This is a genomic window from Polynucleobacter necessarius (assembly GCF_900095215.1).
Classification (GTDB): Bacteria; Pseudomonadota; Gammaproteobacteria; order Burkholderiales; family Burkholderiaceae; genus Polynucleobacter; species Polynucleobacter necessarius_H.
In genome coordinates, this window is sequence record NZ_LT606949.1 from 1520211 (window position 1) to 1542605 (window position 22395).

At 46.1% G+C, this 22395-nt stretch carries 29 protein-coding genes and 2 pseudogenes; 9 read left to right on the plus strand and 22 right to left on the minus strand.

Annotation, left to right across the window (positions count from 1 at the left end):
• The first annotated feature begins 50 nt into the window (after positions 1-50).
• A complete protein-coding gene (gene pth / locus DXE35_RS08175) occupies positions 51-641 on the plus strand; it encodes an aminoacyl-tRNA hydrolase (protein ID WP_114690185.1) in 591 nt (196 codons plus the stop codon).
• A gap of 17 nt (positions 642-658) precedes the next feature.
• Here pth and DXE35_RS08180 read toward each other — a convergent pair whose 3' ends face one another.
• From DXE35_RS08180 to DXE35_RS08200, 6 genes are all read right to left on the minus strand, one after another.
• On the minus strand, positions 659-925 hold the full coding sequence (locus tag DXE35_RS08180; protein WP_114690186.1) for a YfhL family 4Fe-4S dicluster ferredoxin: 267 nt from the start codon (positions 923-925) through the stop codon (positions 659-661).
• A gap of 25 nt (positions 926-950) precedes the next feature.
• Positions 951-1448: a pantetheine-phosphate adenylyltransferase gene (gene coaD / locus DXE35_RS08185; protein WP_114690187.1), complete on the minus strand. Its 498-nt coding sequence runs from the start codon at positions 1446-1448 to the stop codon at positions 951-953.
• Between the two features lie 122 nt (positions 1449-1570).
• Positions 1571-1858, minus strand: a complete 288-nt coding sequence (locus DXE35_RS10760) for an RsmD family RNA methyltransferase (protein WP_331851958.1) — start codon at positions 1856-1858, stop codon at positions 1571-1573.
• A gap of 18 nt (positions 1859-1876) precedes the next feature.
• A complete protein-coding gene (locus DXE35_RS10765; RefSeq protein WP_231970101.1) occupies positions 1877-2053 on the minus strand; it encodes a hypothetical protein in 177 nt (58 codons plus the stop codon).
• Positions 2031-3368 carry a M16 family metallopeptidase gene (locus DXE35_RS08195; RefSeq protein WP_114690188.1) on the minus strand — a complete coding sequence of 446 codons (1338 nt, stop codon included), beginning with the start codon at positions 3366-3368 and terminating at the stop codon, positions 2031-2033. The genes DXE35_RS10765 and DXE35_RS08195 overlap by 23 nt, the downstream gene beginning before the upstream one ends.
• Positions 3368-4732 carry a M16 family metallopeptidase gene (locus DXE35_RS08200; RefSeq protein WP_114690189.1) on the minus strand — a complete coding sequence of 455 codons (1365 nt, stop codon included), beginning with the start codon at positions 4730-4732 and terminating at the stop codon, positions 3368-3370. The genes DXE35_RS08195 and DXE35_RS08200 overlap by 1 nt, the downstream gene beginning before the upstream one ends.
• Before the next feature lie 39 nt (positions 4733-4771).
• Between DXE35_RS08200 and ftsY the strand changes: the two genes are divergently transcribed.
• Complete coding sequence (ftsY, locus tag DXE35_RS08205; RefSeq protein ID WP_231970102.1) at positions 4772-5689, plus strand: signal recognition particle-docking protein FtsY; 918 nt, start codon at positions 4772-4774, stop codon at positions 5687-5689.
• Between the two features lie 104 nt (positions 5690-5793).
• On the plus strand, positions 5794-6717 hold the full coding sequence (gene rpoH, locus DXE35_RS08210) for an RNA polymerase sigma factor RpoH (RefSeq protein ID WP_114690191.1): 924 nt from the start codon (positions 5794-5796) through the stop codon (positions 6715-6717).
• 35 nt (positions 6718-6752) lie between these two features.
• On the opposite strand, the gene DXE35_RS08215 is transcribed toward rpoH, so the two are convergent.
• From DXE35_RS08215 to DXE35_RS08235, 5 genes are read right to left on the minus strand one after another with little or no spacing between them, the layout of a single operon-like run.
• Complete coding sequence (locus DXE35_RS08215) at positions 6753-7337, minus strand: SCO family protein (protein ID WP_231970103.1); 585 nt, start codon at positions 7335-7337, stop codon at positions 6753-6755.
• Positions 7338-7344: 7 nt separating this feature from the next.
• Positions 7345-8238 carry a heme o synthase gene (cyoE, locus tag DXE35_RS08220; protein WP_114690422.1) on the minus strand — a complete coding sequence of 298 codons (894 nt, stop codon included), beginning with the start codon at positions 8236-8238 and terminating at the stop codon, positions 7345-7347.
• 2 nt (positions 8239-8240) lie between these two features.
• Positions 8241-9362: a COX15/CtaA family protein gene (locus DXE35_RS08225; RefSeq protein WP_114690193.1), complete on the minus strand. Its 1122-nt coding sequence runs from the start codon at positions 9360-9362 to the stop codon at positions 8241-8243.
• The gene (locus DXE35_RS08230; RefSeq protein WP_114690194.1) at positions 9362-10018 is read right to left on the minus strand and encodes a hypothetical protein; all 657 of its coding nucleotides are present in this window, start codon (positions 10016-10018) and stop codon (positions 9362-9364) included. The genes DXE35_RS08225 and DXE35_RS08230 overlap by 1 nt, the downstream gene beginning before the upstream one ends.
• Positions 10015-10773 (minus strand): SURF1 family protein, encoded by a 759-nt coding sequence (locus tag DXE35_RS08235; RefSeq protein ID WP_231970104.1) that lies wholly within the window; start codon positions 10771-10773, stop codon positions 10015-10017. Before DXE35_RS08235 ends, DXE35_RS08230 begins: the two co-directional genes overlap by 4 nt.
• 64 nt (positions 10774-10837) lie before the next feature.
• Here DXE35_RS08235 and DXE35_RS08240 point away from each other — a divergent pair, with 64 nt between their 5' ends.
• Entirely contained in the window at positions 10838-11050 is a 213-nt protein-coding gene (locus DXE35_RS08240; protein ID WP_114690195.1) for a twin transmembrane helix small protein, read from the plus strand.
• A gap of 63 nt (positions 11051-11113) precedes the next feature.
• On the opposite strand, the gene DXE35_RS08245 is transcribed toward DXE35_RS08240, so the two are convergent.
• The 7 genes from DXE35_RS08245 to DXE35_RS08270 all read right to left on the minus strand — a co-directional run bounded on the left by DXE35_RS08245 (position 11114) and on the right by DXE35_RS08270 (position 16652).
• Positions 11114-11968 (minus strand): cytochrome c oxidase subunit 3, encoded by an 855-nt coding sequence (locus tag DXE35_RS08245; RefSeq protein WP_114690196.1) that lies wholly within the window; start codon positions 11966-11968, stop codon positions 11114-11116.
• 30 nt (positions 11969-11998) lie between these two features.
• On the minus strand, positions 11999-12193 hold the full coding sequence (locus DXE35_RS08250) for a DUF2970 domain-containing protein (RefSeq protein WP_114690197.1): 195 nt from the start codon (positions 12191-12193) through the stop codon (positions 11999-12001).
• A complete protein-coding gene (locus tag DXE35_RS08255; RefSeq protein WP_114690198.1) occupies positions 12190-12774 on the minus strand; it encodes a cytochrome c oxidase assembly protein in 585 nt (194 codons plus the stop codon). The genes DXE35_RS08250 and DXE35_RS08255 overlap by 4 nt, the downstream gene beginning before the upstream one ends.
• A gap of 14 nt (positions 12775-12788) precedes the next feature.
• Positions 12789-13004, minus strand: a complete 216-nt coding sequence (locus tag DXE35_RS11085) for a cytochrome oxidase small assembly protein (protein ID WP_269459886.1) — start codon at positions 13002-13004, stop codon at positions 12789-12791.
• Positions 12904-14523, minus strand: a complete 1620-nt coding sequence (gene ctaD / locus DXE35_RS08260) for a cytochrome c oxidase subunit I (protein WP_114690199.1) — start codon at positions 14521-14523, stop codon at positions 12904-12906. The genes DXE35_RS11085 and ctaD overlap by 101 nt, the downstream gene beginning before the upstream one ends.
• A gap of 42 nt (positions 14524-14565) precedes the next feature.
• Positions 14566-15720: a cytochrome c oxidase subunit II gene (gene coxB / locus DXE35_RS08265; protein WP_114690200.1), complete on the minus strand. Its 1155-nt coding sequence runs from the start codon at positions 15718-15720 to the stop codon at positions 14566-14568.
• A 179-nt stretch (positions 15721-15899) separates the two neighbouring features.
• On the minus strand, positions 15900-16652 hold the full coding sequence (locus DXE35_RS08270; protein WP_114690424.1) for a class I SAM-dependent methyltransferase: 753 nt from the start codon (positions 16650-16652) through the stop codon (positions 15900-15902).
• 332 nt (positions 16653-16984) lie between these two features.
• Between DXE35_RS08270 and DXE35_RS09340 the strand changes: the two genes are divergently transcribed.
• The 3 genes and pseudogenes from DXE35_RS09340 (at position 16985) to DXE35_RS09345 (ending at position 17920) form a co-directional block, all read left to right on the plus strand.
• Positions 16985-17284, plus strand: coding sequence for a hypothetical protein (locus tag DXE35_RS09340; RefSeq protein WP_162784913.1), 300 nt, complete (start codon positions 16985-16987; stop codon positions 17282-17284).
• An 11-nt stretch (positions 17285-17295) separates the two neighbouring features.
• Positions 17296-17466: pseudogene (locus DXE35_RS10770) on the plus strand (ComF family protein); the annotation flags it as partial.
• Positions 17467-17487: 21 nt separating this feature from the next.
• Positions 17488-17920: pseudogene (locus DXE35_RS09345) on the plus strand (tRNA (cytidine(34)-2'-O)-methyltransferase).
• A gap of 44 nt (positions 17921-17964) precedes the next feature.
• On the opposite strand, the gene DXE35_RS08280 reads toward DXE35_RS09345, so the two are convergent.
• The 4 genes from DXE35_RS08280 to DXE35_RS08295 are packed head-to-tail and all read right to left on the minus strand — an operon-like array spanning position 17965 to position 20213.
• Positions 17965-18987, minus strand: a complete 1023-nt coding sequence (locus DXE35_RS08280) for an NAD(P)H-dependent glycerol-3-phosphate dehydrogenase (RefSeq protein WP_114690201.1) — start codon at positions 18985-18987, stop codon at positions 17965-17967.
• Positions 18988-19012: 25 nt separating this feature from the next.
• The gene (gene secB, locus DXE35_RS08285) at positions 19013-19525 is read right to left on the minus strand and encodes a protein-export chaperone SecB (RefSeq protein ID WP_114690202.1); all 513 of its coding nucleotides are present in this window, start codon (positions 19523-19525) and stop codon (positions 19013-19015) included.
• 20 nt (positions 19526-19545) lie between these two features.
• Positions 19546-19800, minus strand: coding sequence for a glutaredoxin 3 (gene grxC / locus DXE35_RS08290; RefSeq protein ID WP_114690203.1), 255 nt, complete (start codon positions 19798-19800; stop codon positions 19546-19548).
• Complete coding sequence (locus DXE35_RS08295; protein ID WP_231970105.1) at positions 19800-20213, minus strand: rhodanese-like domain-containing protein; 414 nt, start codon at positions 20211-20213, stop codon at positions 19800-19802. Before DXE35_RS08295 ends, grxC begins: the two co-directional genes overlap by 1 nt.
• A gap of 34 nt (positions 20214-20247) precedes the next feature.
• Between DXE35_RS08295 and gpmA the strand changes: the two genes are divergently transcribed.
• Both gpmA and DXE35_RS08305 read left to right on the plus strand, forming a co-directional pair.
• Entirely contained in the window at positions 20248-20937 is a 690-nt protein-coding gene (gpmA, locus tag DXE35_RS08300) for a 2,3-diphosphoglycerate-dependent phosphoglycerate mutase (RefSeq protein ID WP_114690205.1), read from the plus strand.
• A gap of 12 nt (positions 20938-20949) precedes the next feature.
• Positions 20950-22383, plus strand: coding sequence for a S41 family peptidase (locus tag DXE35_RS08305; protein ID WP_114690206.1), 1434 nt, complete (start codon positions 20950-20952; stop codon positions 22381-22383).
• Positions 22384-22395 lie beyond the last annotated feature (12 nt).

Consider the following 22395-nt stretch of genomic DNA (forward strand, 5'->3'; position numbering starts at 1 on the left):
ATTTTTATTCTTTTTTTGGCGAAATACTTTTATATCTTTAAACTCTCAGCATGACTAAAGTCATTGTTGGCTTAGGCAACCCTGGAGATGAACACGAAGCGGATCGGCACAATGCTGGCTTCTGGTTTGTCGACGCTTTAGCAAAACAATTAGGCGCTCGCTTTGAGTCAGAAAAACGCTTTCATGGAAAAGTAGCGAAAGCAAAATGGGAAGGCGAAGATCTTTTTCTTCTCAAGCCCAGCACTTACATGAATCTCAGTGGCCAATCTGTAGGCGCGCTCTGTCGCTTCCACACAATGACTCCTGCGGATATTTTGGTAGTTCAGGATGAGCTTGATCTAAAGCCCGGAACTGCACGTCTCAAATTAGGTGGCGGCACGGGCGGGCACAATGGCTTAAAAGATATTCAGGCGCATTTAAGCACCCCCGATTATTGGCGCTTACGTCTGGGTATTGGCCACCCTAGAGACTTGGCAGGCGATGGGCGACCCATGGATGTCGCGGACTATGTATTGCGTAGGCCGCAACTAGCCGAGCAAAAACTCATTGATGCCAGTATTGAAAATGGATTGGATATATTGCCGCTTTTTTTAAGGGGTGATACTCAAACCGCCATGATGGAGCTGCACTCTAAGGGCTAGCTCTTTAAGTTGCTCAGTTACGCTGTTTTAGCCTTTTTCTCAGCAGTCAGTTGACGAAATTTCGCCATTAATTGATATTGAGATTCGACAAACTCGGGATTAAATGGAATGCAATCTACTGGGCAGACTTGACGGCACTGAGGCGCATCATAGTGACTGACACACTCAGTACATTTATTGGGATCGATTTCATAAATCTCCAGACCCATATAAATTGCATCGTTCGGGCATTCCGGTTCGCATACATCACAGTTGATGCATTCGTCCGTAATCATTAAAGCCATAATTTACTTACCAAGCTTCATTTGATCACTCTTTTTTCTGAGCGCCAGTGGCAATTTTTTTGACGAGCCATTTTTCCACTGAAGGAAAAACAAACTTACTGACATCCCCACCCATGGAAGCAATTTCACGCACAAAGGTACCGGAGATAAATTGATACTGGTCCGACGGAGTTAAGAATAAGGTTTCAACATCCGGCAACAGGTAGCGATTCATGCCCGCCATTTGGAATTCGTATTCGAAATCTGAAACTGCGCGCAAGCCACGCACAATCACACGTGCCTGATGCTCACGTGCGAAATCTTGTAGCAGACCAGTAAAGCCAACCACTTTGACATTGGGGTAGTGGACAAGCACTTCCTTGGCAATATCAATGCGTTCTTCTAAAGTAAAAAATGGACGCTTACTTCGACTGTCGGCAACCCCTACAATCAAATCTGTAAAAATACTAGATGCGCGGCGCACCAAGTCTTCGTGACCACGAGTAAATGGATCAAATGTTCCAGGATATACAGCAACAGTCATAACGCTCCTAAGGCTTTATCAGCTACAGGCAAGAGTTTAGCTTCTTCCACTACGAAATAGACAAGCTTTTACTTGTCCAGCCTCTAAGTATTTTCCACAATGCCAATCTGGCAGTAGGGCCCCTATTTCTTCGCGCGCTCGGCTAAAGGGAAATTCCACATAAATACCGCCCCCGCAGCATCATCGCAAACTCTGCCCGCCTTCTTAATAACTGCTTTATCCAGCAAGCTAGCATCCTGAAATGGGGGATCAATAAAAATGAGATTGCTAGAACGATCCGCCTGCTGCTTGAGAAACTCAAGACTGTCTCGTTGCAATATTTCCACGATCCCAGTAGCTGGAGATGACTGCAATAAAGCGGGGTTGACGCTGAAGTTTGCACAAGCTTTTTTATCTTTTTCAAGCAGTATTACTAAGTCAGCACCCCTTCAGGCTACCTCAAAACCCAAAGCACCCGTTCCCGCAAAAAGATCCAAGCAACGCAAGCCAGGTAAATCCAAAACCGTTAGCAAACGACTTCTCCAATTGCCACCAATAATTCGAACTGTCTTGGGTGGCTCTGTTTTCAGATTTTTAGCAGGCTTATTTATTTTTTGCCACCACAACAACAATTTTCATCCGATCCATTGCCAGATATTTTTGAAACGCTGCTTTCACTTGCTCCAAGCTTACTGCCTCTACTTGCTTAGTCCAAACATCCATCGTATCTAGCGGCAAATGATTCCAAGCAATTGAGGAAACGTTATCCAACAATTTACGATTGTTATCAATACGCAATGGGTAACCATTGATTAAATTTGCTTTGGCAGCTTCAAGCTCAGACTGCTTTGGTCCATCGGCAATAAATTGAGCGATCGTTGAGCTCATGACATCCAAAGCCAGAGCGGCTTGATCGCTATTGGTTTGCAAACCCGCCTGGAAAACTCCATTCTCTTGTCCTGGGGCAAAGTAACTAAATACACTATAAGCCAATCCACGCTTCTCGCGAACCTCAGACATTAGGCGTGATACCAAAGCACCGCCACCCAATACGTAGTTACCAACTAGCAATGGAAAATAGTCGGGATTACTACGCGCGACCGCAGTCATACCCATCGCAATATGAGCCTGCTGAGAATCAAATGGGATTTGTATCTCTCGCTCGGCTAATGGCTCAATGAGGGAACGCTGTAGCTCGGGGATTTTCGCAATAGGCTGACCTGCCCGTGGAATCTGCTTTAACAAAGCCTGCACGATGTCAGTAGCCTGAACACGATCAACATCGCCTACTATGCTCAAGATCATGCGATCACCACGATAAAACTGTTTATGGAATTTCACTAAATCACTAGGAGTGACTGCGCTTACTGACTGCACTGTTGGCGAATCTGCCAAAGGATAGCTGCCATAAACTGATTTTTTAAAGCGCCGCTCCAGCACAAAATCTGGCTTTGTTTCGGCTTGACGCAAATTTGTAATGGTTCTTTGCTTTTCACGCTCCACAATTTTCGAGTCATAAGTCGGCGCACTCAGCATTGCTCCAGCCAACCGCACCGCTCTATCACGCAAGTCTTTTCTGCTCAGGCTACGAATCCGCAAAATGGCTCGCTCCCCGCTCACGGATAAACCAATATTGGCGCCCAAATCCGCTATTTCATCGGCAATTTGGGCTTCTGTTAAGACCCCTTTTTCACCCTTGGCGCCATAATTCATCAGACCAGCAACCATATCCGCCAAACCACTCTTGCCGGCAGGGTCATAGCGATCACCCGCATCGATACTGACCTCAATATCCACCATGGGCAATGCTTTGGTTTGAACTAAATAGGCTTGAGCACCTTTGTACGAATCCAACTTTTCAATAGGCAAGATGGCATTGGCATTTCCCACAATGCCCAAGCTGAAGAGGCAAACTGAAATGATCTTCCAGCAGACTTTCATTACTTGCCCTCCTTGGTTACTGATTTACGTGTCTGCGGATCCAAAGTAGCAATTGTTAAACCTGCATCAACCAGGTATTTTTTAGCAACCGCCTGGACTTGTTCAGGAGTAATGGTTTGCATCTTCTCCAACATATACTCAATATCTTTCCAAGAAAATTCAGCCATCTCAGTGCTGCCAATTTCCATTGCTTGTCCAAAGATAGAGTCGCGCTTATAAATTTGTTCGGACAAAATTCGTACTTTGATTCTTTTAAGTTCTGACTCCAATATTCCTTTTTGCTTTAACTCTTCAAGCACTTTACGAATACTAGTTTGAGCCTGCTCCACCGTTTTACCTTTAGCCATCGTTGCGCTAATCAGAAACAGCTGGGGCCCACGAGAGATCATGTCGTAACGCACGCCAATATCATTGACTACTTTTTCTTGTTTAACGAGGGTGCGATTTAAGCGAGCATTGTCATATCCATCTAACACTGCTGTTAGAAGCTCTAGCGCATAGGACTCAACATCATCCAGCTTGCCCGGCTGAAGACGTGGAACCTTCCACGCCATAGCGAACTGGGCGCTATCTGCGGGCGCCCTCACCTGGACCTGCTTAATACCTCTTTGGGTTGGCTCAATTTGTGGTTTGCGAACCGGTAATTCATGAGGGGCAGCGACGCCATAATATTTTTCTACCAAGCCTAAAACGTTTTTCGCATCCACATCACCAGCAATAACTACAGTTGCATTATTTGGCGCATACCAACTGCGGTACCAATCACGCGCATCCGATGCCTTCATATTTTGTAAATCATTCATCCAGCCAATAACAGGGTAACGATAAGGAGAGTTCATGAAGGCGGTCGCCATTAATGATTCATTGAGCAAACTACTTGGGTTGTCTTCTGTGCGCAAACGACGCTCTTCCATGACCACTTGAATTTCTTTCAAGAACTCCGCATCGTCAAAATTGAGATTTGACATGCGATCAGCTTCAAGTTTGATGACATCTTCTAATTTGGATTTTTCCACCTGCTGAAAATACGCGGTGTAATCACGTGAGGTAAACGCATTCTCACGCCCACCTACAGCGGCCACTAAGCGTGAGAATTCGCCCGCCTTCACGCTGTCGGTGCCCTTAAACATCATGTGCTCCAGTACATGAGCCACCCCCGTATTGCCATTGACCTCATCCATAGCGCCGGCTCGATACCAAACCATATGTGCCACTGTGGGCGCGCGGCGATCCTCCCTAACGATCAATTTCAGACCATTACTTAACCGATACTCATGCGTATCGGCTGAAGGAGCACCAGCGGCCAAATTAAATTGCGCAAAAAAGATGAATGCAAAGGAAATTCGAAGTACATTGGAAAGCATCTGCTAAATCACCCATATCACAAGAATTGAATTGATAAGATGCATATTTTAAATTGTATCGATTATATGTTCGGCTTACGTAAAACCCTCGGCTCTCTTTTTAAATCAAGCAAGGTTGATGAATCTTGGTTTGATGCATTGGAAGAATCACTGATTCAAAGTGATGTGGGCCTACCTACAACTGAACAACTCATCAGCAAACTACGTAAAGCAGCCAAATCCGAAAAAGCTTCCAGTCCTGAAGAGTTACGAACACTCTTAATTCAAGAAGTCAGCACGCTATTAACCGCTATTGAACCATCACCAAACCCGCTATTCACAAGCGATAAGCCTAACACCCCAGAGGTATGGCTGGTTGTAGGGGTAAATGGCGCAGGTAAGACAACGACCATTGGCAAACTCTGCAGACTCTTTCAGTCTCAAGGCAAATCTGTCCTCCTAGCTGCTGGCGACACCTTTAGAGCCGCCGCACGCAATCAACTCCAAGAGTGGGGCGGACGCAATCAGGTGGATGTCATTACCCAAGAAGGCGGTGATGCTGCCGCTGTTGCCCATGATGCGATTCATGCAGCCATCTCGCGTCAAAGCACCATCCTCATTATTGATACTGCTGGTCGCCTAGCCACTCAGGACAACCTAATGGAAGAGCTTAAGAAGGTGAAACGCGTCATCAGTAAAGCGCTACCTGGAGCGCCCCACCACACACTACTCGTTTTAGACGGCAATACAGGGCAGAACGGGTTAAGCCAAGTAAAAGCCTTTCATGCCGCTCTGGGCCTCACCGGCATCATTGTGACCAAGCTGGATGGCACCGCCAAAGGCGGCGTTATTTGCGCCATTGCCCACACCCTACAAGATGGGCAAAAACCCGCTGTTTTAGCCCTAGGCAAAGGCGAGGGAATTGATGATTTAGCCCCCTTCACAGCAGGGCACTATTCATCAGAATTATTCAATTAAATCAATCACTTATAGATATATCCAATAGCATCAAAACCGTTAGCACTCTCTTGACAAGAGTGCTAAAATGGAATTTTATTAACACCTCATATTTATAAGAAAAAATGGTTCAAAAGAAATCTGACAAACCGAATTTGCAAACGCTGCCAGTCGCGCAGACTGCGGCGGCGTCTGCATTTCCAATGCTGCCAACGCTTGGTGTTGGCACTCTCGATTCATACATTGCGTACGTTAATCGCGTACCAATGCTCAGCGCCGCGGAAGAGCTACATCTTGCGCAAGAGTTTCGTCGCACAGAAAATGTAGATGCCGCTAAAACTTTGGTGCTCTCCCATTTGCGCTTGGTAGTTTCTGTTGCTCGGCAATATCTTGGCTATGGCATTCCACATGCCGACCTCATTCAAGAAGGCAATATTGGTTTGATGAAAGCGGTAAAACGCTACGATCCAAGCAATGGCGCTCGCTTAGTGTCTTACGCAATCCATTGGATTAAAGCGGAGATTCATGAGTACATCCTCAAGAATTGGCGTTTAGTGAAGACAGCGACCACCAAAGCACAACGTAAATTATTTTTTAATTTACGCAGCAACAAACCGACCTTAAGCGCATTAACTCCGAGCGAAGTAGAAGCTCTGGCTAACGCGCTTGATGTCAAAGGCTCTGACGTTAAAGAAATGGAAATGCGTCTTGCTGGTGGTGATGTTGCGCTGGAAGGCGATGATAGCGATGATGAGTCTGCTTATGCGCCCATTCAGTGGCTTGCAGACTATTCTCAAGAGCCTACAGCTCGTATCGCCAGCGCTGAAACTGATGCACTACAAGGTCCTAAGCTAGATCAAGCGCTGATGGCGTTAGATGAGCGTAGCCGCAATATTGTGCAGTCTCGTTGGTTGGCGATGGATGCTGAAGGCAATGGCACAAAGACGCTACACGATCTAGCTGATGAATATGGCATCTCAGCTGAGCGCGTTCGTCAAATTGAAACTGCTGCCCTCAAAAAAATGCGCGGCTTGCTACAAGCAGCCTAAATAAAAAGGGTTCGCTTAAGAACTCTTTTTATTTTTTACTTCAGCAATTCTTTCAAATCATGCGCCAAGGTCTCTGGACCTTGTGCGTGCTTGATATATAAACGTAAGCGCCCCTCGGGATCAAACGCATAACTTCCTGCCGTGTGATCCATGGTGTATGAGCCAGGCTTGGTTCCGGGCATCTTTTTATAATAAATCTTGAAGTCCTTAGTGACCTTCTCCAACGCAGCTTCATCTGCAGGACGCAGACCCAAGAAACGGGGATCAAATGCGGGCACATACTGCTTCAAAATTTCCGCAGTATCGCGCTCTGGATCTACCGTTACAAAAAGCACTTGAACCTTGTCTGACTGAGGCCCCATCAAGGTCATCACTTGCTGCATCTCCGTCAAAGTCGTTGGGCAGATATCAGGGCACTGGGTGTAGCCAAAGAACATCGCCACCACTTTGCCCTTAAAGTCAGCCAAGGTTCTCACCTTTCCATCAGGGTCAACCAAGATAAAGTCTTTACCAAATGCAGTGCTACCCGTGATATCAATATTTTTGAACTCTGGCTTTGGACTGCAAGCAGTCAATACAAAACACAAGGCCGCCAAAAAACAAATGCGTAGCAAATTCATATTCATCTCAGAGGAAATAGTGATCTATTAAAAGCGCCGCGAAGAGCAGCGACAAATAGGTAATGGAGAAGCGGAAAATTTTCTTAGCCAAAGCATCGCTATACGAAATAAATAGCGCAAGCACATAAGCCAAGAACAACAATCCCAAAATGATGGCGGATATCAAATACACCATACCGCTCATGCCATAGATATAGGGCAACATCGTAGCCGCAATCAAGATGAGGGTATAGAGCACTATATTTAAGAGTGTGAAGCGCTCTCCATGGGTGACCGGCAACATTGGCAGACCAGACTGCACATAGTCATCACGACGATATAAAGCCAATGCCCAGAAGTGTGGTGGCGTCCATACAAAAATGATTAACACCAAAAGCCAAGCTTCCGCGGAAAGCGTATTTGTTACTGCCGCCCAACCCAATGCTGGCGGCATGGCGCCAGCTAAACCACCAATGACAATGTTTTGTGGGGTCGCGGGCTTCAGGAGCCAGGTATAGATCACTGCATAACCAACAAACGTAGCAAGCGTTAGCCACATTGTGAGTGGGTTGCAGAAATTCCACAAAATAATCATCCCGAGCGAACCCAAAACAATTGAGAAAACAATAATGTGAAATGGTGTTACCTCGCCTGTAGCGGATGGACGCCAAGCGGTACGCTTCATCTTCGCATCAACTGCTTGCTCAATTAAGCAATTGACTGCAAACGCTGCGCCTGCCAAGAGCCAGATGCCCACAATGCCACCGAAGAGCACGGGGTAAGGAACCATTCCCGGCGTCGCCAAGAACATCCCAATTACCGCGCAAAAAACGGCGAGTTGAGTCACTCTGGGTTTAGTTAAAACCCAATATTGACGCCAACGCGGCATTGCCACTGGTGCGCTTGTTTTAGAGTCACTCATATTTATGCCATCTTCTTTTGAATAAAAGGCTTCCAAGAGGCCCAATAACTCATTCTGACCAAACAGAATGCCAAAGCAGCAGAGCCAGCGGTATGCAATAAAGCCGCCAACACAGGCCACTGAAACACCACATTCGAAATACCAGTCACCACCTGGAGAAGGAGCGCTCCTAGCAAAAGCTTAGCGATCTGATTTAAGCCTGATAGAACGGGCGCTGCCAGCTGAAGAGCCCTGACCACCAAGATGCCGAGCACCAATAAGACAGCGACTGCAAATAGGCGATGTGCCCAATGAATCGTTTGTAAAGCGACAGTGGAAATAAATTCACCATTGGCATTTAAGCCTAGCTGACGCCAAAGAGCAAAGCCTTCACCCCAATTTGTCTCTGGCCATGCGCTACCCAAGCAAGTTGGAAAATCTGGACAGGCCAAGACCGCATAGTGGGTACTCACCCAAGCGCCTAAAAAAACCTGAATAAATAAAACAATGAAAGCGAGCAATAACATTGGCGCCGATAGTGGTCGCACTCGAATCACACGAACCGCAGAAGACTTATTCTCCCAAGTCTGTTGTGCATAAGCCGTTAGACAAGCCAACAAAACTAAAGCCAACATCAAATGTACAGTGACAATAATTGGCTGCAACTTCAATGTCACCGTCCAAGCACCAAATGCTCCCTGAACACAAACTAACAACAGCAGTCCCAAACTACCAAGCAAAGGCTTACCGCCTAAGCTCCTTAGCTTGCTATATGCAAGCCCTACTTGCACCAAAATCAATGCGCCTACCGTCATTGCCAAGTAACGGTGAACCATTTCAATCCACGCCTTAATCACCGTCACAGGCCCAGTAGGTAAGGCGCTCTCAGCCTGCTGAATCTCGCTAAGAGCATGTAAAGGATTAGAAGTACCGTAACATCCAGGCCAATCAGGACAACCCAAACCCGAGTCGGTTAAGCGCGTAAAGGCGCCAAACACAATCAGATCAAAGGTCATGAAGACCAATACCCAATTGAGTTTTTGGAAAAAGCTATAGCCTGGTTTTCTCCAAAGATAAAGCAATGGCAAGCCCGCAAAGACAATTGCAATGGCCGCCAACTCCAGAAACAAAAGCAAACTTGGCATTACAAATTCTCGCCTTTGTGATTTAACTTCAAGAGTTTTTCTAGATCCTTCTTCATACTAGAAAACTCTTTAGGAGAATTCGTAACCGGGAAATACATCATCTTTGCAGGGCTCGGATCAATTAATTGGATTTCCTTGCCCGCACCATCTTTATTTAACCAAGATTCAAATTCAGCCCAACTCTTAGAGTCTGATGGCAATGAAACAATCTTCAAGCCTGCTATTTTTTCGTCATAAACCTTGCTTACTTCTGGATCCACAGGCTTGTCATCCGTATTGACCCAGATCAGCTGCAAGCGTTTACTCTGTCTGCCCATAGCAACCCTTACTTGACGCATCAAGAAGAGAGCCTCAATACATTTCTCATCCTTTATTTGGCACTCCCCCGCTGGACGGGCAATCAAAAGCGTCCACTTGCCTTGCATAGGCGTATCAAGCCACGCAGTATTGAAGTCTTGAGCTGGGTAAACCAAGGTTCCAAAATTGGTTTTACCCCCTTCTGGCTTAATTACGTAATAAGCAAAATAAGAGGCAATGACTGGAGAGGCGCAAGCCAGAAATAACAACAGCATCTGAATGCGGCCACGACGAGTGCGCGCATTAATTACAGATGAATCTATCTGCGACGCCGGAATTAATAAATCTTTATCACTCACTCTTGATCCCCTCGATGCCCATTACTAACACTTTGTCGTTGATATTGACGCAAGCCCGTGAACAGCCAAAATAAAAATCCAGTAAAAGCCAAGGCAAACCACTGGAATGCATAAGCATAATGGCGATCGACCCCACTCGTCAGAGGCGCCCAATCTCGCAGCAAACCATCTTCCGCGCCAACTTCTACTTCACGCAAGATAAAGGGGGATTGGCTCCAACCACGGAGCTTACCTTCGCTTTCTAGATCGAAGTTTTGCACAATTCGGGGCTTGCTTACATCAACATCAATCTTGTTATTTCCCAGCTCATAGACTTTGCCAGGATGAGCGAATACGATGCCCTCAATATTGACCACTCTGCTTGGCGTCTTTACGGGTGGCAAGGTCTCGCGATTTTCATTGTTGCGTGGCGCCCACCCTCGATTAATCCACAGAACCTCATCTTTGCCCTCAAGCCTCAAAGACATCATCAGATAAAAGCCTGACTGCGCTGTAGCGCTTCCCGCTGGCGGAATAGGTCTAGGTCGGTTATCCAACCAAACAGCTGCATTCGGCAGGTACTGACCTCGGGCAATCATACGGCGTTCACTAGCCTCCTCCAAGCTCCAAGGCCCTGCATTCGCATTCAAGATCGGCATTTGCTGACGAGCCAGTAAAGTAGCCGCCATGGCAATTTTGGTATCAGCCCTACTCAATTGCCAAATACCTGCYCCACAGCCAACCGCCATGACCAGTAAGGCTGATAGAGTAGCCACTATCCGCTTTGCAACGAGAGCTTTAAAAAGACTATTCAAGAGATTTAAAAAATAAGGATTTGAAATGAAGTGGCTTATTCCAATTGCCCTACTAATGATTGTTTTTAGCTTAGGATCGGCCTTGTATTACATGATGAAAGACCAGGGTAACAGCTCGCGCATGGTTCATTCGCTCATGTTGCGGATTGGACTGTCCATCGCCTTGTTTATCGGCATTCTTCTAGCGCACTACTTCGGCCTGATTGAAGCCACTGGAATCAAAGTGGACGCTAATTAAGTAGCGCCATTAGATTGAGCACTAAAAACAAATCGGGGCTTTAAAGCCCCGATTTTTATTTGTTTATATCCAGTAAACAGCGATATAAAGACCGAGCCAGACTACGTCGACAAAGTGCCAGTACCAAGCAGCGCCTTCAAACGCGAAGTGATGCTTAGAAGTGAAATCGCCACGAATCATACGACGCAACACGATCGCCAACATGGTGGCACCAAGGAAAACGTGGAAGCCATGGAAACCAGTCAGCATAAAGAATGTGGAGCCGTAGATACCTGAAGTCAACTTCAAGTTCAACGCATGGTATGCGTGGTAGTACTCATAAACCTGGAAGCCAAAGAAAACTGCGCCCAAACCAACTGTTGCAGCCAAGAAAACAATGGCTTTCTTCATATGGTTCTCAACCAATGAATGGTGAGCAATCGTGATAGTCACGCCAGAACTCAACAACAATAGAGTGTTGATCGTTGGAATTGGCCAAGGACCCATTGTGGTGAATTTCTCAACCAAACCAGCAGGACCATCATTTGGCCAAACCGCTTGGAAATCAGGCCACAGTAATTTGCTCTCAACATCACCCATCCAAGGCATTGCAATATTGCGCGCATAGAAGAGAGCCGCAAAGAATGCGCCGAAGAACATGATCTCAGAGAAAATGAACCATGCCATTGACCAACGATATGAGATGTCTACGTTAACGCCATTCTTGCCAGCGTTTGACTCCGCAATCGTGTCGCCAAACCAGTTGTAGAGGACGTAGAGAACAAAAGCTACGCCCGCGAGGCATAGGGGGCCGCCCCAAGAGGCATGATTTACCCATCCAGAAATACCAAAACCAAAGGCAAGTAAGCCGAATGCGGCCATTGCTGGATGTCTAGATAGTCCAGGGACAAAATAGTATGGGGTTGAATTGGATGACATCTTATTCTCTCTATTCAATCAAAAAAATAATCAATGGGACACAACTGCTTTCACTATCAACAGGAGAACGCCCATAAAAATCAAGGCACCGACAACACCTGCAATGATAATGTGCACAAAACTTAATGAAGCTACATCTTCCTGCAAACCTGCTTTTTTACGCACACCCAAAAAGCCCCACATTACGGCTTTCATAGACTGCATAAAACTACTTTTCTTCTTCATGAAGCCACCTTTAATTTTGGGGCTGGCGGGATGCCACCTAAACCCAACTCAAAGAAGGTATAGGACAAAGTGATTGTTTTTACATCATCAGGCAAGCCTGCATCGATTACAAAAACCACCGGCATCCTCTTCGTTTCATTTGCTGCAAGCGTTTGTTCTTGAAAACAAAAGCACTCTAATTTCGTAAAAAACTCCGTTGCACTTTTGGGCGCATAGCTTGGTATTGCTTGAGCGCGCACTGTACGACCGAGATTATTAGTTACTTCATAAACAATCTCTGTCATTTCGCCAGGATGAACTTCTAAAAAATTCTTCACCGGTTTAAAAGTGAACGGCCCACGGCTATTTGAGTCAAACTCAATAGTCACCGTACGAGAATAATTAACCTGTGTATTGCCTACCTTATTAGGGATAAAGGAACGAATACCATAATCATTCTTGCTGGTGACCACATTAATCCCAGTAACCTCACACAAGGCTTTATACATCGGAACTAATGCATAACCAAAACCAAACATCATTACTGCTGCTACCAAAAGCTTCAACAAAATCTGTCGATTTAACGTTTGCGTTGTAACCATCCCAATAAGCTGGATTAACCCAACATACTCCGTTTAATCACAATACCAATAAAAAACGTCACTACAACACTCAAAAGAATCAAGCCCATCCTGCGGTTATTCGCAGCAATGGCCTGCTTCCTTGATGAATTAAATTCCTGCTTCACGCATTTGCTCAGCGCTAGGCGGAGTTTCAAAAGTGTGATGTGGCGCTGGTGAGGGCACAGTCCACTCAAGACCTTTAGCTCCATCCCATGGCGTCATCGGCGCTTTTTCACCTTGACCGCGGTACGCTGGCATAACAACGAAGAGCAGAAAATAAACCTGTGCCAAACCGAAGCCCAAAGCACCGATCGAAGCAATCATGTTGAAATCTGCAAATTGAGTTGGGTAGTCGGCATAACGACGTGGCATACCTGCCAAGCCCAAGAAGTGCATTGGGAAGAAGGTAATGTTAAAGAAAATCATGGAAGCCCAGAAATGGATCTTGCCGCGAGTTTCACTAGCCATGTAGCCAGTCCACTTAGGACACCAGTAGTAGAAACCAGCGAACAGTGCGAATAATGAGCCTGCTACCAACACATAGTGGAAGTGAGCAACGATGTAGTAAGTATCTTGAATACCGATATTAATTGGCGCCATCGCGCACATCAAACCAGTAAAGCCACCCATAGTGAAAACGAAGATAAAACCGATAGCCCACAACATTGGCGTTTCAAAGGTCATTGACCCTTTCCACATTGTTGCAACCCAGTTAAAAATCTTCACGCCGGTTGGAACAGCGATCAACATAGTTGCATACATAAAGAACAATTGACCAGTTACCGGCATACCAGTGGCAAACATGTGGTGAGCCCAAACGATGAATGACAAGATCGCAATCGATGCGGTCGCATAAACCATGGAGCTATAACCAAACAAAGTTTTTCTGGAGAAAGCGGGAACGATTTCACTGATGGTTCCGAATGCCGGAAGAATCATGATGTAAACCTCTGGGTGACCAAAGAACCAGAAAATATGCTGGAACATGATTGGGTCGCCACCACCAACAGCCGAGAAGAATGAAGTACCGAAATGACGATCAGTCAGAACCATCGTGATCGCGCCAGCCAACACAGGCATCACAGCAATCAATAAGTACGCAGTGATCAACCAGGTCCAGCAGAACATTGGCATCTTCATCAACGTCATGCCAGGAGCGCGCATATTCAAAATGGTTGCGATGATATTGATCGCACCCATGATGGATGAAGCACCCAACAAGTGGAGCGCAAAAATCGCCATATCCATGCCAGGACCCATTTGTGAGGTCAATGGAGCATAGAGCGTCCAACCACCTGATGGAGCGCCACCAGGAACAAGGAATGAACTCAACAACAATGTTGCCGCCACTGGAAGAATCCAGAAGCTAAAGTTGTTCATACGGGCAAATGCCATATCAGACGCGCCGATTTGCAAAGGCACCATCCAGTTCGCAAAACCAACGAAGGCTGGCATGATCGCGCCGAACACCGTCACCAAACCGTGCATGGTGGTTAATTGATTAAAGAACTCTGGACGCAAAAATTGCAAACCTGGTTGGAATAATTCCAAACGAATTCCCAATGCCATCACACCGCCAGCCAACAAGCTCACAAATGAGAAGATCAAATACATCGTGCCGATGTCTTTATGGTTGGTTGCAAACAACCAACGACGCCAGCCATGTGGCATATGATCATCATGCGCGTGATCGTGTGCGTGGTCGTGGGTAGTAGAGACTGTGCTCATGGAGTACTCCGGTTTCGTTTTATCTGTGTTAGTTAATCTGAATTACTTGCCGCCGCGCGCAGTAATAATCTCTTGGGTCTGAATCACTTCACCCGTCTTATTACCCCATGCGTTACGTGTATAGGTCATGACCGAAGCGATATCGCCATCCGAAATCACACCAGCCAAATTAGGCATCGCGCCCTTACCATTGATAAGGATGTTGAACTGACCAGCTTTAGGACCTAAAACAACTTTGCTACCGTCTAACGCTGGGAACGCGCCCGCACCTTTGCCGTTTGGCTGGTGACAAGCTGCGCAGTTCGCTGCATACACTTTAGCGCCGCGCTCTTTTTGCTCATCTAATGTGTAAACCTTAGATGGATCATCGCCGCCAGCACCCATTTCTTTTTTCTCTTCGACCCACTTGCTGTAGTCCTCTTGAGACACCACTTTCACAACGATAGGCATAAAGGCATGCTCGGCGCCGCAGAGCTCAGAACACTGGCCACGGAATGTGCCGATCTTTTCAGCTCTAAACCAAGTATCACGAACAAAACCTGGAATCGCATCTTGCTTAACGCCAAACGCTGGAATAGTCCAAGCATGAATCACGTCGTTAGCAGTAGTAATCAAACGAATCTTCTTACCAACAGGAACAACCATTTCGTTATCCACTTCCATCAAATACGCATTTGATTTTGGCGCGAGGTTATTAATAGCTTCGCGTGAAGTAGACATTGTTGAGAGGAAGCTAATGCCCTCGCCCTCACCTTTAATGTAGTCGTAACCCCACTTCCACTGGTAACCAGTAGTCTTAATAGTGATGTCAGAGTTTGTGGTGTCTTTCATTGCTACAACTGTTTTTGTTGCAGGCAATGCCATACCAATCACGATGAGCAATGGAATAACTGTCCAAATAATTTCAACAGTGGTGCTCTCGTGGAATGAGGCTGATTTATGAGCTAATGATTTGCGGTGCTTCAAGATGGAATAGAACATCACTCCAAAAACGCCCACAAAAATCAATGCGCAAATTGCCAACATCATCCAATGCAACCAGTGGATCTCTTGCATGATTTTGGTCACAGCGGGCGCAAAATTCAGCTGATTAACAGCTGGGCCACCAGGCATGTTCTCTGCTGCATGAGAAAAAGCAGTGCCAAAAGCTACTGCGAAATAGAGCGAAGCCCTAGTGACTTTTCCAAATAAATTCATCTGATTCTCTATTTATTGTCGTTAGCAAAGCGGCAAAAATGCCACAAAATCCCCAAACAACGGTCTCAAGCCAATACATACTGCCGTGATTATAGGCTTAATTAAGCGCAATAACAAACAGGGTTAACCCATCTTGATCCAATCTTGGCGAAGGTTTAAATGATAGTAAGCGCTTACACTTAAGCAGAATCTGTCCTAGTCTTGCGCCCAATTTGATTTAGATCAATGTAGGCCACGTTGTCCTTAGCCTTTGCCAGATGCTTTCCAACGGCCCATGCGTGCCCGTAAACCACCTCTAAGGTAAGTTTTTGCGGCAAAACATCCATTGCAGTCATTTCAATAGGGGCGGAATGCATCAATTTCAGAGCGCTAACATCTTCGAGCAATAACTCAGGCTTCTCGTAGTCAAGAGTTAAGCATTCCATATCCATCACTGGGTCGGAAAACCGTTCAGCCAACAGGGCATCGCTCATATCGTGCATATCCCATGGACTCAATAAATTCTTTAGCTTCAATGCCGGCACAGCAAGGGAGCGCAACTCCTTAGCGGTGTCAGGACCCAAATAGCTAAATGTAATTAAACCGCCCTCGCGCAGTACACGCCAGCACTCCTGAAGGAAATGTTTTGGATCAGCTAGATCCTGCAAAAGCAAGTCGCTAAAAATTAAATCAACAGAATTGTCAGAAATATCAAATTTTCCAGTGGATATGTAGCCAACTAATTTGCTAGTACTGCCATCAAAAAAGGATCGCCAATTAGCCAACGCTTTGGCACTCCACATTTGAAAGTTCGAAACCCCTTCATTTGTGACACTCAATAATTGAGCCTTTGGATACCGCTTAGCCAGCGCACCCAAATGCTTGCCAGGAAAATCCGGCACTATCAAAATATCTTTGACATCGAGCTTAACGATGTCCAGCTTTTGCAGCATGCGATCTGCAATTTCGTCTTGTAACCATCTGATGGGCTGGGTCATTGGCTCAGTATACTCAGCGCCTCATGTGATTTCCAGAGAACATTTTTCAAGCCATCTGTGAACGACTATTGCCAACAGCTTGCATCACTTGTCAGAAATTCCAAGAACTCTCCATCTGCACTCACTGCTTGGATGTATTGCGTAATGAGGGTCTATTCAATTACCAATGTTGCTACCAATGCGGCATTGCACTTCAATCCGAAGAGATTACGCAACAACGATGTGCGCCTTGTCAAATACTATTACCGCATTTCGATGAAACGTATTGCCTAGATCGCTACGAAGGAATGCTGCAAATCCCTTTGCATGAATTCAAATATCAAAAGCGGGTTGCTTTTGCGCATGCGCTCAGCAAGGCTTGGAATTTACTTCTCTCATGGCAACTAGAACACACTACCGCCCACTTCTTACCGCCTGTGCCACTAAGCGCGCAAAAACTGGCGCAACGCGGATTTAATCAAAACTGGGAAATAGCTAAACGGATTCAGTGTGGGAGACAAATTCAAAAGTCGCCTTACCTTATATACTTCAGCGCCATCATTATTCGGGACACCAAGCGGGCAGCTCTCTTAGCAACCGACAATTAGCCATTCAAGAAATGTTTTATATTGAAGAAGCGCATATTGAGCAAATTCAAAATAGAACTGTCATCGTGTTTGATGATGTGATGACTAGCGGAGCAACTCTCAATGAAATTGCCCGCGTTCTGAAGGACAATGGTGTATCTCGCGTAATTAATTGGGTGTTACTCCGAGCTGCGCGACCAATCGAAAGAGTGCAAGATGTTTATATTGTTTTATTTGAACCAGAGATTCCACCCAATACCGGCAACATCATTCGCCTCTGTGCGAATACAGGAGCGAAGTTGCATTTAATTGAGCCCCTTGGATTTCCAATGGGGGATGCGAAGCTTCGCAGAGCCGGCCTGGATTATCACGAGTTCGCACGGGTTAAGGTTCATCAAAATTGGGCGCAGTTTTTTAAAAGATGAGCAACCCAATCCTGCGCATCTTTTTGCATTAACCACCAAAAGATCTGGAAAGTTTCATGAAGACAAATATTCAGAAAATGATTACTTCGTATTTGGCTCTGAAACCAAAGGCATTACAGAAGAGGTGAGCGATTCCATTCCCGCGGCCAATCGCATGCGTTTGGCGACGCAAGATAGCAGTCGTAGCTTGAACTTATCTAATACTGTAGCGATTGTGGTTTACGAGGCCTGACGCCAGAATGGTCTTGGAGGCGGTCAGTAAAAACGACTAGGGGGTTACGACTCGATTTTAGGATCGCGCCCCATGAGCTTTTTAACGGCATCCTGTGGCTTCAGTTTTCCAGAGAGCACTTCGCGCATCATGGCGATAATGGGCATCTCAATTCCTAAACGTTTCGCCAAATCCCCCACTGCTGCCGAACACAGAACACCTTCAGCAACATGACCAAGACTGGCAAGGATTTCTGGCAAGGATTTGCCAGCAGCTAACTCAAGACCAACGCGACGATTGCGCGAGAGATCACCGGTAGCGGTCAAGATTAAATCGCCAACTCCCGTTAAGCCCATACAGGTTTCGGATTTGCCGCCTGCCGCTTTGACTAGACGCATCATCTCAGCCAAACCCCGCGTGAGTACTGCGGCACGCGCATTCAAACCCAAATCTAAGCCATCGCCAATGCCGGCCGCGATAGCCAATACATTCTTAATCGCGCCACCCAATTCAACACCGACTAAATCGTCGCTGGAATACACCCGCATATTGCCGTGATGAAAAACCGCCTGAACCTTCTCGCACAATTGAGGGAATTTACTTGCAATAGTTAATGCGCAAGGCATACCTGCGCCAACCTCGCGCGCGAAGCTTGGGCCAGATAAGGCGCCGTAAGAACGCGTGATGCCATGCGCATGAAGTTTGCTTTCACGTTCGACAACTTGATGCGGCAATAAAGCGGTATTAGGCTCTAGGCCTTTACATAACCAAATGATATTCAGTGGATGCTCAGCAATCTTGAGAGCTTCCGAGACGGTTTCGGAAAGTCCCGACATGGGTGTCGCAATCAACAGCAAATCATCACTCGACAGTCTTTGGATTGCCGCGGAAAAATCACTCTCGTACGTCAGCCCTTCGGGCAATTTGATGTTCGAGAGATAGGCGCGGTTTTCACCGCTTTTTTGAATATCTTCTAACTGTTGTTTACTGCGAGACCACAAACAAACTTCGCCATCTTGTAGGTGGCGAGCAGCTTGCGCAGCCATCGCCGTTCCCCAAGCGCCAGCACCAAGCAGTGTCACTTTCATGATCTGTGGGCTAACTTAAACCAGCTTAGTGAGGCTTGCCATCAGTTTCAGCACCCTCTTTCGCAGCAGCTTCTTGTTGCGCCTGCATCACGCGATGCTCATACATGCCATGGAAATTAATCTCATTCAAATGAATTGGCTGGAAGCCTGCGCGACTAATAGTGTCGGCGATATTTGAACGCAAGTATGGATAAAGAATTGTTGGGCATGCGATACCAAGCATTGGATCAATTTGCTCAACAGGAATATTGCTGAACTCAAAAATACCCGCTTGTTTTGCTTCTACTAAAAACAATACTTTCCCATCAACCTTGGCGGTCACGGCAGAGCTTAAAGCAACCTCGAAAATACCCTCGCTCAAAGGGGTAACAGAAATATCAATCTCAACCTGCACTTGTGGCTCTGACGCAACCAGCAGAATTTGTGGCGCATTTGGCTGTTCAAGAGAGACGTCTTTTAGATAAATACGCTGAATACGAAATCCAGGCTCTTTAGATTGGTCGGCGCCTGCTTGCGGTTCGGATGATTGTTCAGTCATTGCTAACTTTCTTTAATCTATTAAGCCAATAAAGGATCAAGCGTTCCAGCACGCTCCAATGCTACCAAGTCATCGTAGCCGCCAACATGGGTATCGCCAATATAAATTTGGGGAACAGTACGGCGACCAGTACGGGTCATCATGACTTCACGTTGAGCAGGATCGCGATCGATCAAAATCTTTTCCAGATTGCCAACGCCTTTTTTGATCAATAGCTTTTCAGCCATAACGCAATATGGGCAAACTTGAGTACTATACATTGTCACTGGAGGCATTAAATCTCCTTACCATTAACCAATGGTAGGGCTGCCGCTTTCCAAGCCTGCACACCACCATCCAAAGCACCCGCCTCAGCAAAGCCCAACTTTTGGACTTCAGCCACGAGTTTTCGTGACTGAGCGCCTGTCTCACAAACCAGAACCACAGGGTGCTTACGGTCCAATTTGAGCTTTTCAATAGCAGCAGTCAAGTCAGATGCATTAGCAAATTTGGCGCCTGGGAGATGCCCCGCCTTAAAGGCTTCCTCTGAACGCAGATCAAGTACATAAGCTCTGCGTCGGTTAATCCAAATCGTCGCTTCGGTGGGTGACAAGCCTTTTCCACCAATAAGCGTAGATAATGAGGGAAGGAAAAGCGCTATGCCTGAAACCAGCAGAAGGGCAATGAGCGCTAAATTATCAATTTGCATGAGAAAGTTCATCACGGAATTATAGAATGGTTCTATGAAACAACTTATCCTTATTCGTCATGGCGAATCCGCCTGGAACCTTGAAAACCGCTTCACTGGCTGGGCGGACGTTGACTTAACCCCTAAAGGCGCAGAACAAGCCCTAGCAGCAGGTGAAAACCTCAAAAAAGCAGGCTATGAATTTGATATCGCCTATACCTCTGTTTTAAGGCGCGCTATTCGCACCCTCTGGAACGTACAAGACACAATGGACTTAATGTGGCGTCCAGTGGTTCACAGCTGGCGCCTCAATGAACGTCACTATGGCGCCCTCACCGGACTTAACAAAGCGGAAACCGCTGAAAAATACGGAGACGCGCAAGTTCACATCTGGCGTCGCTCTTATGACGTGCGTCCACCTCTGCTAGAGCACGAAGATGAGCGCAATCCAAAAAATGATCCACGCTATTCAAAACTCAATTCTTCCGATATTCCATTGGGAGAATGTTTGAAAGATAACGTGGAGCGTGTGTTGCCATTGTGGAATGAATCTATCGCGCCTGCGTTAAAATCTGGTAAACGTGTTTTGTTGGTTGCGCATGGCAATAGCATTCGCTCTTTAATTAAATATCTAGACCAAATGTCTGATGAAGCCATCATGGAGGTAAATGTCCCTAATGGTATTCCGCTGGTTTATGAATTAGCCGACAACCTCAAACCTATTCAACACTTTTACTTGGATTAAAGCCGAAGAGATATGCGCCAATTTCTAAAGAATTTTGCCCTGATTTCTGTGGGTCTGATCGCTGGTGTGGCAGCTACGATTCAGCTCTCTGCGACCGCCCAGCAAGGCTCTCAGTTACCACTGGATGAGCTGCGCACCCTATCCAATGTCTTTGCGCAAATCAAACGTGAATATGTTGAGCCCATTGAAGATAAGCAATTATTGACCGATGCAGTCAAAGGCATGGTGAGTAGTCTTGATCCGCATTCCACCTTCTTAGATAAAAAAGATTTTTCAGAAATGCAGGAGCAGACCTCTGGAAAATTTGCCGGCATCGGAATTGAAATTACTTCTGAAGATGGTGTTGTTAAGGTGCTCAATCCGATTGAAGATAGCCCGGCAGCTCGTGCTGGACTCCAAGCCGGAGATTTAATCATACGCTTAGATGACAAACCCATGCGCGGCATGTCTCTCGATAAAGCGGTACGCACTATGCGCGGCACACCTGGAACCAAAATTACTTTGACGGTATTTCGTAAAAGCGAAGAGCGCAGCTTTCCAGTAACCATTACTCGGGCAGAAATTAAAGTTCAATCAGTCAAAACCAAAATTCTTGATAACGATATTGCTTGGGTAAGAATCACGAGCTTTCAAGAGCGTACCGTTCCTGATCTCGCTAGAAAATTGACTGATATTGCCAATCAAGATCCAAAGCTAAAATGCATCATTCTTGACCTCCGCAATAATGGTGGCGGTTTATTACAAGGCGCGGTAGGTGTCGCTGCTGCATTCTTGCCTGCAGATGCAATCATTGTCTCGACTAAAGGCCAATCGCCTGATTCAAAGCAGGTATTTAACGCCACTCCAGCCATATATCGCTTGAATGAATCCGGAGATCCTTTGGCTGGCGTACCAGCGATATTCAAAAAACTACCAATGGTAGTTTTAGTAAATGCCTATTCCGCATCCGCTTCTGAGATTGTGGCCGGAGCATTGCAGGACTACAAACGCGCGACCATCATTGGAAAAACTACCTTTGGAAAGGGATCTGTGCAAACTGTTCGCCCGCTGACCAACGATTCCGCCCTAAAAATTACTACCGCTTATTACTACACTCCAAGCGGCAAATCTATCCAAGCATTTGGAGTGAAGCCAGATATTCCAGTGGATCAAAATAAAGATGGCGATCCAGATGATGTATTAATCACTCGCGAGATTGATAGCGAAAAGCATCTGCGCAATAAACAATCTGCTGAAGACAAGTTAATTAAAGATCGTGAGCAACGTCGTCTTGAAGAATTACGGCGCATTGAAGACAAAAATGCCAAGAAGACTCTCGAAGAAAAAGAGAAAGAAAAAAACAAGAAGTCGCCTGAGCTTGGTAGCGCAGATGACTTCATGCTTTCTCAAGCGGTGGCCTTTATTAATGGTCAACCTGTGAAGCGCTCTTCATCTAAGCTCGAGTAATTTGCAAGTTCA

Excerpts from the sequence above, each read along its gene's own strand:
- pth (WP_114690185.1), top strand. The coding sequence starts at position 51 with ATGACTAAAGTCATTGTTGGCTTAGGCAACCCTGGAGATGAACACGAA.
- DXE35_RS08180 (WP_114690186.1), bottom strand. The coding sequence starts at position 925 with ATGGCTTTAATGATTACGGACGAATGCATCAACTGTGATGTATGCGAA.
- coaD (WP_114690187.1), bottom strand. The coding sequence starts at position 1,448 with ATGACTGTTGCTGTATATCCTGGAACATTTGATCCATTTACTCGTGGT.
- DXE35_RS08195 (WP_114690188.1), bottom strand. The coding sequence starts at position 3,368 with ATGAAAGTCTGCTGGAAGATCATTTCAGTTTGCCTCTTCAGCTTGGGC.
- DXE35_RS08200 (WP_114690189.1), bottom strand. The coding sequence starts at position 4,732 with ATGCTTTCCAATGTACTTCGAATTTCCTTTGCATTCATCTTTTTTGCG.
- ftsY (WP_231970102.1), top strand. The coding sequence starts at position 4,772 with ATGCATATTTTAAATTGTATCGATTATATGTTCGGCTTACGTAAAACC.
- rpoH (WP_114690191.1), top strand. The coding sequence starts at position 5,794 with ATGGTTCAAAAGAAATCTGACAAACCGAATTTGCAAACGCTGCCAGTC.
- DXE35_RS08215 (WP_231970103.1), bottom strand. The coding sequence starts at position 7,337 with ATGAATTTGCTACGCATTTGTTTTTTGGCGGCCTTGTGTTTTGTATTG.
- cyoE (WP_114690422.1), bottom strand. The coding sequence starts at position 8,238 with ATGAGTGACTCTAAAACAAGCGCACCAGTGGCAATGCCGCGTTGGCGT.
- DXE35_RS08225 (WP_114690193.1), bottom strand. The coding sequence starts at position 9,362 with ATGCCAAGTTTGCTTTTGTTTCTGGAGTTGGCGGCCATTGCAATTGTC.
- DXE35_RS08240 (WP_114690195.1), top strand. The coding sequence starts at position 10,838 with ATGAAGTGGCTTATTCCAATTGCCCTACTAATGATTGTTTTTAGCTTA.
- DXE35_RS08245 (WP_114690196.1), bottom strand. The coding sequence starts at position 11,968 with ATGTCATCCAATTCAACCCCATACTATTTTGTCCCTGGACTATCTAGA.
- DXE35_RS08250 (WP_114690197.1), bottom strand. The coding sequence starts at position 12,193 with ATGAAGAAGAAAAGTAGTTTTATGCAGTCTATGAAAGCCGTAATGTGG.
- DXE35_RS08255 (WP_114690198.1), bottom strand. The coding sequence starts at position 12,774 with ATGGTTACAACGCAAACGTTAAATCGACAGATTTTGTTGAAGCTTTTG.
- DXE35_RS11085 (WP_269459886.1), bottom strand. The coding sequence starts at position 13,004 with ATGGAGCTAAAGGTCTTGAGTGGACTGTGCCCTCACCAGCGCCACATC.
- ctaD (WP_114690199.1), bottom strand. The coding sequence starts at position 14,523 with ATGAGCACAGTCTCTACTACCCACGACCACGCACACGATCACGCGCAT.
- coxB (WP_114690200.1), bottom strand. The coding sequence starts at position 15,720 with ATGAATTTATTTGGAAAAGTCACTAGGGCTTCGCTCTATTTCGCAGTA.
- DXE35_RS08270 (WP_114690424.1), bottom strand. The coding sequence starts at position 16,652 with ATGCTGCAAAAGCTGGACATCGTTAAGCTCGATGTCAAAGATATTTTG.
- DXE35_RS09340 (WP_162784913.1), top strand. The coding sequence starts at position 16,985 with ATGCTGCAAATCCCTTTGCATGAATTCAAATATCAAAAGCGGGTTGCT.
- DXE35_RS08280 (WP_114690201.1), bottom strand. The coding sequence starts at position 18,987 with ATGAAAGTGACACTGCTTGGTGCTGGCGCTTGGGGAACGGCGATGGCT.
- secB (WP_114690202.1), bottom strand. The coding sequence starts at position 19,525 with ATGACTGAACAATCATCCGAACCGCAAGCAGGCGCCGACCAATCTAAA.
- grxC (WP_114690203.1), bottom strand. The coding sequence starts at position 19,800 with ATGCCTCCAGTGACAATGTATAGTACTCAAGTTTGCCCATATTGCGTT.
- DXE35_RS08295 (WP_231970105.1), bottom strand. The coding sequence starts at position 20,213 with ATGCAAATTGATAATTTAGCGCTCATTGCCCTTCTGCTGGTTTCAGGC.
- gpmA (WP_114690205.1), top strand. The coding sequence starts at position 20,248 with ATGAAACAACTTATCCTTATTCGTCATGGCGAATCCGCCTGGAACCTT.
- DXE35_RS08305 (WP_114690206.1), top strand. The coding sequence starts at position 20,950 with ATGCGCCAATTTCTAAAGAATTTTGCCCTGATTTCTGTGGGTCTGATC.